Origin of the sequence: Psychrobacter sp. DWR1-2-3 (assembly GCF_049896465.1) — a bacterium.
In the GTDB taxonomy this organism is placed as follows: Bacteria; Pseudomonadota; Gammaproteobacteria; order Pseudomonadales; family Moraxellaceae; genus Psychrobacter; species Psychrobacter maritimus.
In genome coordinates this window covers 578,510-591,295 of record NZ_JAFCUJ010000001.1, presented here as the reverse complement: position 1 = coordinate 591,295, position 12,786 = coordinate 578,510, and the positions used below count along the sequence as shown (strand labels likewise).

Genomic DNA, 12,786 nt, shown 5'->3' with positions numbered 1-12,786 from the left:
AACCTTCTTAGCCAGTCATTAGCATAGACAGTCATCAGAAGCAGTTTTTAAATAAAGGGTATATGATGAGTACGCAAAATTTACTGATTATTGGTCAAGGTGATATCGGTTTACCCGTCACCAATAAGCTCGCTCAAGACGGTCTCAACGTCACAGGGCTGGCACGTCGTGAGCGTCATCATTATGACTTACATCCTAAAGCTAAGTTTTTGCAAGCCGATGCGTTAACGCTCAGCGCTGAGCAGCTGCAAGACTTTACCGCGATAGCAATTATTGTTACTCCTGATGAGTATTCGACCAGCGGTTATCATGATAGTTACTTAGCCATCAGCCAGCATTTGGCAACATTAGCGGATAAACTACCCAATCTTGCGCGCATTATTTTTATCTCATCAACGGGTGTCTATGGGCAAGATAATGGCGCATGGATTGATGAAGATACCGCGCCTGTGACGCCAGAGCGTGAAGCCTCGCAAGTGATATTGCAAGCAGAACAAGCATTGCAACAAAGTTTTGGTGCTAAGGCTATTATCATTCGCCCAAGTGGTATTTACGGACGTAAGCGCCTCATGCGTCTGCGTAAAGCCCGCGAGCCACAAAAAGAGCCAGTGGCAGCAGCGCACTGGAGCAATCGCATTATGGATCGCGATTTGGTCACTATTATTGCAAATGTCATGATTATAAGTATGCCAAAACCGCTTTATATCGCCACTGATTATGCACCAGTCACCACTTTTGAGCTCGGCACTTGGTTAAGTAAGCAAATAGGTGAAGTGCCGCCTGTCATTGATGATAGTAAAACGGCGGTAACGGGAAAACGCTTGCATAGTAATATTCCGCTAGCTTGGTTGAACTACCCTGATTGGCAAGTAGGCTATGGTGATATTTTGCGTCATCAAGAGCAACATCAACACAATCAAGAAGAGCAACATCAATAACAACATCAAGAGCAAAATGACCGTTTGAGTTGATTGGTTTTATTTTTACGTCTTTTAAATTTATAAGCTTAGGGAAAATTCATGACCCAGCATTCTACTTCTGATGACCGTTTATCCAACGCTAGCTTTATAGCAGCAGAGGATCAGCTTGCAGAAGGTCATGCTGAGCAATCCGCTGGGTTAGCAAATAGTCAGCAGCCAGCGATTGTACATCCTAATTTTGACCCAAAGCGTTTGCCATTGGACCCTGCACGGGCATTGACTGATATTCCAGAGCCTGCACGGCGCTTAAATAGTCAGCTGCGCCGCTTATATGGTAGCTCTACGCGTTTTTATCAGCCCAATAGAGACAGCTTATCGAAATGGGCATTGATGGCTTCAGAAGCATTGGCTGAGCATTTATCACTGCTCAGTGCCGCAAGACTGGTTGAGCTGCCCGAGAGTTTTTATCACAATCATAGCGAGCAGCCGTTATTAGCTTCATTAACAGACATGACTTTGCTTGATATGGCGGATATCCAGCGCGCGCTGCAAGCGTATCCAAAACTGAGCCGTTATGGGTTTTTGGCTACTGACAATATAAATACTGACAATATAAATACTGCTAAGAATATTAAGAAGCCTTTAGCGTCAGAATCTTTGCGAGCATTGACCAAACGTTATAATCATGATGAGCTACTCAATAGTATCTATGCTGACGATTGGCAAGTGGTATTGCAGCCACAACAATTTGACAGCGGCGAGGGCAGTTTGGCGACTGATCTTATGGCCTGTAGCGTCGCCGTCCATGCTTTAAAGCAATGCAGTACGCGCAAAACCATCAATCATAGCTATAGCGCGGCGCAAATTTGTCAGCATTTGCGCAGCTACTTGCTCAGTCAGATTATTTTTGAGCCAGCACAGCGCCACGCCTATCGCCAAGTGCGCTTATTTACAGGGCATATTATCGTTGCCGCCTATCATTTGGGCTGGGATATACAAGTCAGTAGCGATGGTCAGTGCTACTTTAATATCTCATCACGTTGTGGGTTATTGACGCGTTACGCAAATATGCAAGATTATGATATCAATGGTTGGTCAAGTTAAAGCACGACGACTATAATGCGCTTCACAACTTTTCATTATTTAACTTTCCATTTTCTTTTTGCCGATAGGAAGACCCTATGCTTAATGCCGCAACGCCTCATAATCAAGCTGCTAATAATGTTTTATTTTCATCGCATCAATTCATCCAATTGGCTTTAGACAATCAGGTCTTAAAATTTGGTGAGTTTGTCTTAAAGTCTGGACGTATTAGCCCATACTTTTTTAACGCAGGTTTGCTGGCGTCGGGTGAGATGTTATCTTTATTAGCGCGTGGTTATGCCGATGCCTTAGCTGAAAAAGTGGCAGAACAAATGGCTGCACAAGGTTCAATGGCAAATAATGATGCAAATGAGCAAGAGCTGGTTATTTTTGGCGCTGCTTATAAAGGCATTCCATTTGTCGCAGCAACCGCGCAAGCATTATGGCTGCATCATGGTATCAATGCTAAATGGGGCTATAACCGTAAAGAAGCCAAAACCCATGGCGAAGGCGGTAATTTAGTTGGCGCTGATGTCAAAGGCAAGGCGGTTTGGGTGCTTGATGATGTGATTACTGCTGGCACAGCGATGCGTGAAGTGGTTGAGATTTTAGAGCAAGCGGGCGCAAGCGTTGCCGGTATTATCGTCGCTCTCGACCGTAAAGAAAAGGGTTTGGCGGAGCGCTCTGCTATTCAAGAGCTGGCTGCAACCTTAGAAGTACCAGTGCGCGCGCTGATTGATATCGATGATTTAATCAGTTACCTAGCAGAAAGTAGCCCAAATAAAGATGCGACTCAACTTGCAAAAATGCAGCATTACCGCGCCCAGTACGGCGTATAATTTATCGCAGTCATTGCTGTGTTTCAGCCATATTGGGTGAAATTTGAGTCATGTTATTGATGTCTGTTCGAACGATTAATACTATTTTAAATGATTAATACTATAACGTAAGTGAGCCTTATCATGAGCCAAGAAAAGCAAAATAAATCATTAAACATACTCGTCATCATGGACCCAATCGAGCAGGTCAATTATAAAAAAGACACCAGCCTTGCGATGATGTGGTCGGCGCAAGACCGTGGGCACAGCCTTGGTTACTGTCAGATTCATGATTTATGGTTGGATCGTGGGCAATTGATGGTTGATACCCAGCCGGTGACAGTCAAGCGTGACCCGAGTGATTTTTATACCTTAGGTGAGAAAGCGACAGCGCCGGTCAGCGCTTATGATGTGATTTTGATGCGTAAAGATCCGCCGTTTGATATGCGTTTTATTTATGCCACTTACATGCTTGACCATGCCAAAGCCGCAGGCGTGCTGGTGGTCAACGATCCACAAGCGATACGCGATTGTAATGAAAAGCTGTTTGCCACTTGGTTTAGCGATTATATGAGCCCGACGATTGTGACCAGTAAACAGGCGCATATTCGCAAGTTTATCGCTGAGCAGCAAGACGTTATCGTCAAGCCATTAGATGGTATGGGCGGTACGGGTATTTTCCGTTTGACCGCTGATAGTCCAAATATTGGCGTGACGCTTGAGATTTTAACCGAGCTTGAGACGCTACCGATTATGGCGCAGCGTTATTTGCCAGAGATTAAACAGGGCGATAAGCGTGTGTTAATCGTCGATGGCGAAGTGGTCGATTATAGCTTGGCGCGTATTCCGGTGAAAGGCGAGACGCGCGGTAATCTTGCGGCAGGTGGTAGCGGTGTTGCGATGCCGCTCACCGATATCGAACGCCAAGTGGCCCAAGTCGTCGCACCGATTGTCAAAGAAAAAGGGCTGATGTTCGTCGGTTTAGACTTAATCGGTGGCCGTATCACTGAGATTAATGTCACCAGTCCAACCTGTGTGCGTGAGATTGATGATCAATGTGGAACCGATATTGCAACTGACTTTATTATCGCTATTGAGAAGAAGTTGGTAGTTTAAGTAACGCTATTTAAATAACGATGTTTAAATAGCGCCATTTAAATAATGACGTTTAAATAATGTCTCTTAAATAAAACAATGTATGCAAATCGGTAAGGATACAGTAATTTATCACTAAGCTATGTGCACAATACTTAAAAAACGGTGTGCTAAGATATATTGATAAACCGTATTGCTTAATAGCGCCTTTAAAAAGCGACAAAACGTCATTAAAAGCGCTGTTTTTATGATTTTATAAGTGTATTTATAACAGCCAAGCCGCGATTACTCATGGCTTGGATTTTTATTATTTGCGCTGCATAAAGTGCTGTCTATCAGGCAGCGATTTACACTATACTATGCGGGCTTTTATAGGCTCATTTTGGTTCGATAGATAATACAGTCAAAAGATAATAAGTCTTTCATATAAATAAAGAAAAGATAGGCAGGCGTTCATGAAAACACCGCATATATTAATGATGGCTGCTGGTACAGGCGGGCATGTATTTCCAGCACTTGCGGTTAGCGAAGAATTGACCAAGCGCGGTGCTGTTATTCACTGGCTTGGTACGCCAAATGGCATGGAAAATGGCTTGGTTGCACCCACTGGCTATCCTTTTCATGCGATTGATATGCAAGGATTGCGCGGCAAAGGATTGGGGCGCTTGCTTAAGCTACCCGTGACGTTATTGTCAGCGACGATGGCGGCGATTAAGGTCATTCGTGGCAATCAAATCGATGTGGTCGTTGGCTTTGGTGGTTACGTCACTGCGCCCGGCGGTATCGCGGCGCGTTTGACTAAGACGCCGCTTATTATCCATGAACAAAATGCCATTGCAGGTATGAGCAATCGTTATTTGGCCAAGATGGCGACCAAAGTATTGCAAGCGTTTGAAAATACCTTTGCCAATAGCCAGCATGATAGCAAGATAGAAACGGTGGGTAATCCCGTGCGCAATGCCATTAGCGGTGTTGCTGAACCCAGTGTTCGTTACGATGTTAATGACAGCTCGCCGCTTAAATTATTGGTGGTTGGTGGTTCGCTCGGTGCGCAAGTGTTAAATGAGACGCTACCAAAAGCATTGGCGTTGATTGACCGTCCGTTTGAGGTGCGTCATCAATGTGGACGCAATAATGAGGTCGCCACGCAAGCGGCGTACGACAGTGAAGCGTTAAGCGCCCATCAGTTTACGGTACAGCCATTTATTGATGATATGGCAGCCGCGTACAATTGGGCTGATATTGTGGTTTGTCGGGCGGGTGCTTTGACGGTAACTGAAATTCAAAACGTCGGTATAGCGGCGATATTTGTACCGCTACCAAGCGCGGTTGATGACCATCAGACGGCAAATGCACGCACCTTGACCTCACACAAAGCAGGGATTTTGCTGCCACAAAGTGAGCTGACGCCCAAAAGCTTGAGTAGTGAGCTTGCGATGCTAGATAGGCATGCTTGTTTAGAGATGGCAGAAAAAGGTCATGCGCTTGCCAACCGCCATGCCTGCCAACAGGTAGCCGATATTATCTGGCAGGCCTTATAAAAGCTGATTGTCTTAATCATTATTTTATTACCTATTATTTTTATTACGTATTATTAACCAAATTTGTTTGTCTACAATAAAGAGAAAACCCTATGCCAACCTCTGCTAAAGCCTTAACTAAGCGTTTGATTGAAATACCAGAAATGCGCCGTATTCAGCATCTGCATTTTGTCGGTATTGGTGGCTCGGGGATGTGCGGTATCGCTGAGGTCATGAACAATCAAGGCTATGAAGTCAGTGGTTCTGATATCGCTGAGAGCTTGGTGACTAAGCGCTTAGAGCAGATTGGTATTACTATTGCGATTGGTCATGATTCCAAAAACATCGCCAATGCCGATGTTATCGTCGTATCGTCTGCTATCGACCGTAGTAATCCTGAAGTCAAAGCGGCGCTTGAAGCGCGTCTGCCAGTGGTACGCCGTGCTGATATGCTCGGTGAGTTGATGCGCTATCGCCATGGTATCGCCGTTGCTGGCGCACATGGTAAAACCACCACCACCAGTTTGCTGACAACCATGATGGCAGAAGGGCAGCTTGATCCCACCTATGTGATTGGCGGTAAGCTCAATGCTTCAGGTAAAAATGCCGCGCTCGGTAGCAGCCGTTATTTGGTTGCCGAAGCCGATGAATCTGATGCGTCATTCTTATCTTTACATCCGATGGCGGCGATTGTTACCAATATCGATCAAGACCATATGGAAACCTATGGCAATAGTTTTGACAACTTAAAAGCCGCTTATATCCAGTTTTTACAAAATATGCCGTTTTATGGCTTGGCGGTGGTCTGCGGTGACGACCCTGAATTGTACTCCATGATTGATGATATTGGTCGTCCAGTATTAACCTTTGGTCTTGAACCCTTTAACGATGTACAAGCCGTTGACTTGGTCAGCGAAGGCACCAAAACCCACTTTACCGTCTTGCGCCGCGACCATGAGCCATTGCGTCTAACCTTGAATATCCCGGGTGTACACAATGTTTATAATGCGCTGGCTGCTATTACCATGGCAACCGACGAAGGCGTAGATGACGAAGCGATTAAGCGCGCCCTGCAGAAATTCGAAGGCGTTGGTCGCCGCTTTGAGCAGCATGCCTCCGTAGATATCGATGATGGCAATGTTTTGCTTATTGACGATTATGGTCATCACCCAAGAGAAGTCGACGCGACCATCAAAGCGGCTCGTCAAAGCTTCCCTGAGCGCCGCTTAGTGATGATGTTCCAGCCACATCGTTATAGCCGCACCCGTGATTGTTTCGATGATTTTGTCGAAGTGCTTTCAAGCGTCGATGAGTTATTGTTATTGGACGTTTATCCTGCTGGTGAAAGCCCGATTGCTGGTGCCGATACCAAAGCCTTGGCACGTAGTATCCGTTTGCGCGGTGCCGTTGAACCGACGATTATCGATAAGGATAATTTGGCACCAGTCATGCAGCGTTTGCTTCAAGCGCATGACATGTTGATTACCCAAGGTGCGGGTAATGTTGGACAAATAGCGATCGAATTGGCCGCCAATAATTTATATATCAAATAAGCCGCAAACGAATTTTAGGAACGAGACTCATGACTACTCATAACCAAGAAAACAATAACCAAGAAAATGAAAATAACATGGATAAAAGTATCGATAATAATAATATCGATACTAATATCAATGTTGGGGCGAACACCGCTATTACCAATCCAGAGGCAGCCCTAGCAGCTGCTGCCCAAGCAGAGAGTAACAGTGTGGAAAATAAACAATCAAGCCAAGATACATTCTTAAATGTCGCTCCTAGTAAAGTAAAAAATGCGAGTGAATTTGGGAAAGTGGCTGTGGTATATGGCGGCAGTAGCAACGAGCGCAGTGTTTCTTTAGATAGTGGCGCGGCCGTTTTACAAGCGCTACAAAACCAAGGCGTTGATGCCACGCATTTTGACCCGAAACACCAAGATATTACTGAGCTTCGTCAATATGACCGCGTGTTTAACGTTTTGCATGGTCGCGGCGGCGAAGACGGTCTGCTACAAGGCGTGCTGCAATGGTTTAATATTCCGCAGACCGGTTCTGGTATTTTGGCCTCAGCACTGGGTATGGACAAAGTACGTACCAAGCAGCTGTGGCAAGGTTGTGGTTTATCGACCGCACCGTTTTCATTGCTAACTGCTGATACCGACTGGCAGCAAGTGGTTAATATGCTAGGACTGCCGCTGATTATCAAACCAGTCCATGAAGGCTCAAGCATTGGTATGACCAAGGTTAATAATCTTGATGAGCTTCCTGCTGCGTATGCAACCGCTGTACAGTGTGGGGATGCGGTGATGGCTGAGCGCTGGATTACCGGTCGCGAATTTACCATTGTCATTATCGATGACGAAGCCTATCCGGTTATTCGCCTTGAGCCTGCCGATATCACCAACTTCTATGACTTTGAAGCCAAATACAACCGTAACGATACCAGCTACTACATTCCCTGCGGTCTAAGCGCAGCGGACGAAAAGCATTTGCAAGATTTGAGCTTGGCTGCATTCCGTGCCGTTGATGCAAAAGGTTGGGGACGTATCGATGCGATGCAAGACGAAGCGGGCAACTTTTGGCTGCTTGAGATTAATACCGTACCGGGCATGACCAGTCATAGTTTGGTGCCAATGGCGGCCAAAGCTCGCGGCATGGATTTTGAGAGCTTGTGCTGGCATATTTTGGCGCAAACTGTATAAGTATCGATTAACAATTTTGCCGCTAATAGTTGTACGACTGATGAATGCACGACTAATAAATGTACGACTGATAAATAGAAGAGGTTTGCTTAATAAACGTTCAATTGGCTATTAAATAACTGATTGGACGTCTTATATATAGGTATGCAAATATTTAGTATGAAGCTGCCAATTATGTCTCGGCTAAAACCAGCTTTACAAACTACTTAATGATGGTAATTAGCCGGTTTAAATATCGTCAAATGTATCGCTAGAGCTGCTATAGCACAGCTTCATGTAAACTTGTGTAAATTCGTTGTTAGTAGTAGGGGTTAGGCTATTGTTTAAACGTAAAATACGTTAATATTGTAAATATTGGTCTATATTCGTGATATTTATGGTTATTTGCGCCACTATCTCTTAAGTCATTCATTAAATGAGAAAAATGTTACGTTTTAATGACGATAAGCGCACGTTATAAACCGTTTTAGACAAATAAATTGATAATATGTTAGTTTTATAGATTCCTGCGAATGTTTAGCAGATTTACCTTTAATAGAAGCACTATTGGCGTTATGCAAATAGCTTTAAGCAAAAATAGGGACGAAGTTTATTATGACTCAAACTGTCAATGACGTCGCTGACTTGATGAGTGATAAGACCCGTCGCCCGACATCTAGTTTTCAAGTACCGACTTCGGTCAGATATTTCTTTACGGTACTGGTGTTGGGTTTGCTTGTGCTGATATTAATCATGGGTGGTAAGGCATTACGCGACGCACCGCCCGCTGCTATTCATGTCGATAATCGAGATTTGACATTTGCGCAATATCAAGCGTTACAGCATGTCATGAGCCAACAGAGTGTGAGCAGTTTTTTCACCTCGGACTTGCAAGCGCTACGAGATATTACCACCAGTTTGGCTTGGGTTGACCAAGTGAGCGTGAGCCGTGATTGGCAGCGTGGTATTGTCGTTAAAGCCTTACCAAAACAGCCGGTGGCAAATTTCGGCACTGAGCGTTTGGTTGATGCAAAAGGGGCGGTTTTTGTTCCTGCTGACAGTCGAGATTTAACGCAAGAGCGTTTTGCGACGTTGCAAGGTGATATGGCGCAAGCGCCCGTTATTATGCAACAAATGCAGCAAGTCAATGATTGGTATGCGCCGCTTGGTATGCAAGTTGAAGATATCATTTTGTCACCAAGAATGACGTGGCTGATTCGCTTTGATAATGGTCAACGTGTCATCGTTGATAATGAAAATACCGCGCAAAAACTGTTGAATTTAAGTCAGCTGCTCGGCAATCAGTTAAGCAATCGCCGCGATGAAATACAGTCTGTCGATCTTCGTTACAAAAATGGATTTACTATCGCATGGAATCTGGCGCCGCCAAAAACTACTGAAACACCACCATAAAAGAATAAAACATCAAGAAAGCAGTCAAAACCTTATATTTGTCTGCTTTCTTAATATAAAGAGTTAACATACAATATCACCGCGTGCTGCTAGCGCTTTTTAATGATTTAATGGAGACGTCATCTGGTCTCCTGTTTAGCGATAATTTGTCTGGTACCATGAAAAATACTGAAAATCTGGTTGTTGTCCATCTAAGTGCCACGGCAGTATATGTCGTCATTGGCAGTGTTGTCTCTGCAAAAGACATTCGTATTATGGGTGTGGGGCAAGTTAAAAATAGCGACTTTTATCAAGGTCAGATAAAGCATCGTGAACGTTTGCAAGGCGCTATCAAACAAGCCATTCAAGAAGCAGAAGATACCGCCAATTGCCGTGTACATAGTGTCTGGTTGACCATGGCGACGCCTGAGCTATTAAGTAAAAATAGTGCAGGCGATGTTAGAGTCGAAGACGAAGTCGTCCGTGCCAAAGATATGGTGCAAGCGCTGTCAAATGCAAAATCGCAAGACTTGTCGCCTGATTATTATTTGATGCATTGCTGCCAGCAAGGTATCTATATCGACAATCAAGAATTTATGGTTGATGATGCTATTGATATGGTCGCGCACAATATCACTGTGATGTATCACATGATGATGATGCCAGTATCTAGCCGTCAGAATATCCAAAAATTATTACAAAGCTGTGACGTCGGTATTGACCATATCGTTTTTGATGCGGTTACCAGCGCCGAATACAGTTTGATGAGTGATGAGCGTCAGCAAGGGGTTTGCTTGGTCGACATCGGTGCGAGTACCACCAGTATTTGCGTTTATAAAGAAAATAAGCTGATTTTCACCCACTGTATCGCTACCGGCAGCCATGAAGTAACGATGGATATTTCAGCCGACGTTGGTATCTCGATGATAGAGGCGGAAAGGCTGAAAAAAACGTATGGTACCGTTGATATCAATAGCGTCGATCCTAGCTCATTCTTTCTCTTTAAGCCGCAAGGGTCGGGCGATGAAATTAATATTGGTACGTATAATTTAGCGCGTATTATTGAAGCGCGATATGTGCAGATTTTTACTGAAGTGGTTCGTCAATTACATGATGCGGATTTGCTAGGCTATATTGATAAAGGTATTGTACTCACAGGCGGTGGCAGCGCTATTAAAGGCATGATACCTTTTGCCAAAAAGCTGCTGAAAATGCCTGTAGTATTGACCAATACCCATCCTGCTATTAGTGCTTATAATCATTTTGATAATGATGAATCGTTTAAGCAGCTGAATATGCAGGTCAATGATCGCGCTTATCAAACCGCGTTTGGTACATTACTATATAGTCAAAGCGAGCAGTTTCGCCGTAGTGAAAAAAGTGAGCCTGAAGCGATTCAAAAGAATCGTGTCACGGGTGTTTTTCAAAGTGCAGGGCAACGTTTTGCCAGTGTACTCAAAAAGATATTATAATCTGCTGTAAACTTACTCAGATGAAGCAGTTAAAAGCATGCCGCAGTATTATAGGTAAGCATATTTAAAGCAACACCCTGTACAATAACGGCATATATAGGCTAAGCACAACTATTTAAGCCTTTGCCCTGTTTTATTTAAATACATTTATATATAGTAAGTCGATAGCGCGCCATATGAGTGTGTTACCACGTATCGACCATCACGCTATCTGCAACTGGAGAAACCTTTTTATGTCAAAATACACCATGCCAGATGATAATCAGCTTCAAAACAACGGCCAGGCAAGCTTCACTGTATTCGGTGTGGGCGGCGGCGGCGGTAATGCGGTTGAGCATATGGTACAACAAGGAATTAGAGGTGTAACGTTTGTCTGTGCCAATACGGATAAACAAGCGCTCGATCGTCTGACAGCGCCGCATAAATTGCAGCTTGGCGCTAAGACCAACCGTGGTCTTGGCGCAGGGGCAAACCCAGAAGTGGGCCGTGAAGCCGCAGAAAGCGAAGAAGAAGCCATCCGTGCCTTACTTGAACACTCAGACATGGTCTTTATTACCGCGGGTATGGGTGGTGGTACAGGTACGGGCGCCGCTCCAGTGGTTGCGCGTATTGCTAAAGAGATGGAAGTGTTGACGGTCGCAGTTGTGACCACACCATTTAAGTTTGAAGGTGGCAAACGTATCAAGGCTGCTAAGGCTGGTATCGAGCAGTTGACCAATTTCGTTGACTCTATCATTACCATTCCAAACGACAAACTTATGAGTGTCTATGGCAACATCTCTATGCAAGATGCCTTCAAAAAAGCTGATGACGTCCTCTTGCATGCGGTACAGGGTATTGCAGAAACCATCGCCAGCGAAGGTATGATTAATATTGACTTTAACGATATCCGCACCGCGATGACAGCTAAAGGTCATGCGATGATGGGTATCGGTCGCGCCAGCGGCGATGATCGTGCGCGTCAAGCGACCGAGAAAGCCATCAGATCGCCATTGCTTGATGATTTGCGTTTAGAGAATGCCAAAGGCTTGCTTGTTAACGTCATCTCTTCTGAATCTTTATCATTGGATGAGATGAGCAAAATCAGTGTCATCGTTGAAGAAATTACTGATATAGATGATGCGCATATTTTCTATGGTTCAGTGATTGATGAAAAAATGGGTGATGATTTACATGTAACAGTCATCGCAACCGGTCTGACTTTAGATGAAAATGCTGGTCAAGAGCCTGAAGTGGTAGAGCAGCCTGTGCCATCGGTAAACAGCACCCAGCCTGTTGATCCAAACTTACATACCAGCGCGCTCAACAGTCAAAAACAGTCGCAAGCTCAGTATCAAGAAAGCCCGATACGCGCAAATGTGACTCAAGAGCAGCCTAAAACCAAAACCAACAGTATTCAAGATTATCTTAAGCGCCAACAGAACAAATAGTGCTTAGAATAAGTAGTCATTAAAATGAATGCTTGTTGTAGATAGTATGAATAAAAAAGAGCCAGTATGTCGATACTGGCTTTTTTGTGCCTGTCTTTAAGCTTTGTCTATTTATAAGCGGGCTATTTATACAACCTTTATAAATAAAGTGACGCTCTATCAAATTGCTGCTTATAAATAGCTATAAACCGTTATTTATCGCTGATTGACAGTGTATTGTCTGCTAAAAGTCATCGTTAAAATAATGACGATAAGTGTTATCAATCAAAGACATAAGCAAATTAACGCTTTTTAGCGCTAGCGAAATAGGGTCGGGTAATGCTACACTATGTCAATTGTAACAAAATATGTGAGAAGACAG

General features: G+C 44.2%; 10 protein-coding genes. All 10 read left to right on the top strand.

Annotation, left to right across the window (positions count from 1 at the left end):
* Positions 1–65 precede the first annotated feature (65 nt).
* The 10 genes from ACP7AA_RS02400 to ftsZ all read left to right on the top strand — a co-directional run bounded on the left by ACP7AA_RS02400 (position 66) and on the right by ftsZ (position 12,425).
* Complete coding sequence (locus tag ACP7AA_RS02400) at positions 66–938, top strand: SDR family oxidoreductase (protein ID WP_426222534.1); 873 nt, start codon at positions 66–68, stop codon at positions 936–938.
* An 81-nt stretch (positions 939–1,019) separates the two neighbouring features.
* Positions 1,020–2,024 carry a hypothetical protein gene (locus ACP7AA_RS02395; protein WP_426222533.1) on the top strand — a complete coding sequence of 335 codons (1,005 nt, stop codon included), beginning with the start codon at positions 1,020–1,022 and terminating at the stop codon, positions 2,022–2,024.
* Between the two features lie 77 nt (positions 2,025–2,101).
* Positions 2,102–2,842 (top strand): orotate phosphoribosyltransferase, encoded by a 741-nt coding sequence (gene pyrE / locus ACP7AA_RS02390; protein WP_426222532.1) that lies wholly within the window; start codon positions 2,102–2,104, stop codon positions 2,840–2,842.
* 123 nt (positions 2,843–2,965) lie between these two features.
* Positions 2,966–3,937, top strand: a complete 972-nt coding sequence (gene gshB / locus ACP7AA_RS02385; RefSeq protein ID WP_426222531.1) for a glutathione synthase — start codon at positions 2,966–2,968, stop codon at positions 3,935–3,937.
* Between the two features lie 434 nt (positions 3,938–4,371).
* Positions 4,372–5,457: an undecaprenyldiphospho-muramoylpentapeptide beta-N-acetylglucosaminyltransferase gene (murG, locus tag ACP7AA_RS02380; RefSeq protein ID WP_426222530.1), complete on the top strand. Its 1,086-nt coding sequence runs from the start codon at positions 4,372–4,374 to the stop codon at positions 5,455–5,457.
* A gap of 92 nt (positions 5,458–5,549) precedes the next feature.
* On the top strand, positions 5,550–6,989 hold the full coding sequence (murC, locus tag ACP7AA_RS02375; RefSeq protein ID WP_201564818.1) for a UDP-N-acetylmuramate--L-alanine ligase: 1,440 nt from the start codon (positions 5,550–5,552) through the stop codon (positions 6,987–6,989).
* A 29-nt stretch (positions 6,990–7,018) separates the two neighbouring features.
* A complete protein-coding gene (locus tag ACP7AA_RS02370; RefSeq protein WP_426222529.1) occupies positions 7,019–8,152 on the top strand; it encodes a D-alanine--D-alanine ligase in 1,134 nt (377 codons plus the stop codon).
* 594 nt (positions 8,153–8,746) lie between these two features.
* Entirely contained in the window at positions 8,747–9,544 is a 798-nt protein-coding gene (locus ACP7AA_RS02365; protein ID WP_201564817.1) for a cell division protein FtsQ/DivIB, read from the top strand.
* Between the two features lie 158 nt (positions 9,545–9,702).
* A complete protein-coding gene (gene ftsA, locus ACP7AA_RS02360) occupies positions 9,703–10,995 on the top strand; it encodes a cell division protein FtsA (protein ID WP_201564883.1) in 1,293 nt (430 codons plus the stop codon).
* A 233-nt stretch (positions 10,996–11,228) separates the two neighbouring features.
* Positions 11,229–12,425, top strand: a complete 1,197-nt coding sequence (gene ftsZ / locus ACP7AA_RS02355; RefSeq protein ID WP_183620383.1) for a cell division protein FtsZ — start codon at positions 11,229–11,231, stop codon at positions 12,423–12,425.
* Positions 12,426–12,786 lie beyond the last annotated feature (361 nt).

Coding starts and splice junctions, on each gene's coding strand:
- ACP7AA_RS02370 (WP_426222529.1), top strand. CDS start 7,019: ATGACTACTCATAACCAAGAAAACAATAACCAAGAAAATGAAAATAAC.
- ACP7AA_RS02400 (WP_426222534.1), top strand. CDS start 66: ATGAGTACGCAAAATTTACTGATTATTGGTCAAGGTGATATCGGTTTA.
- ftsA (WP_201564883.1), top strand. CDS start 9,703: ATGAAAAATACTGAAAATCTGGTTGTTGTCCATCTAAGTGCCACGGCA.
- ACP7AA_RS02365 (WP_201564817.1), top strand. CDS start 8,747: ATGACTCAAACTGTCAATGACGTCGCTGACTTGATGAGTGATAAGACC.
- pyrE (WP_426222532.1), top strand. CDS start 2,102: ATGCTTAATGCCGCAACGCCTCATAATCAAGCTGCTAATAATGTTTTA.
- ACP7AA_RS02395 (WP_426222533.1), top strand. CDS start 1,020: ATGACCCAGCATTCTACTTCTGATGACCGTTTATCCAACGCTAGCTTT.
- gshB (WP_426222531.1), top strand. CDS start 2,966: ATGAGCCAAGAAAAGCAAAATAAATCATTAAACATACTCGTCATCATG.
- murC (WP_201564818.1), top strand. CDS start 5,550: ATGCCAACCTCTGCTAAAGCCTTAACTAAGCGTTTGATTGAAATACCA.
- murG (WP_426222530.1), top strand. CDS start 4,372: ATGAAAACACCGCATATATTAATGATGGCTGCTGGTACAGGCGGGCAT.
- ftsZ (WP_183620383.1), top strand. CDS start 11,229: ATGTCAAAATACACCATGCCAGATGATAATCAGCTTCAAAACAACGGC.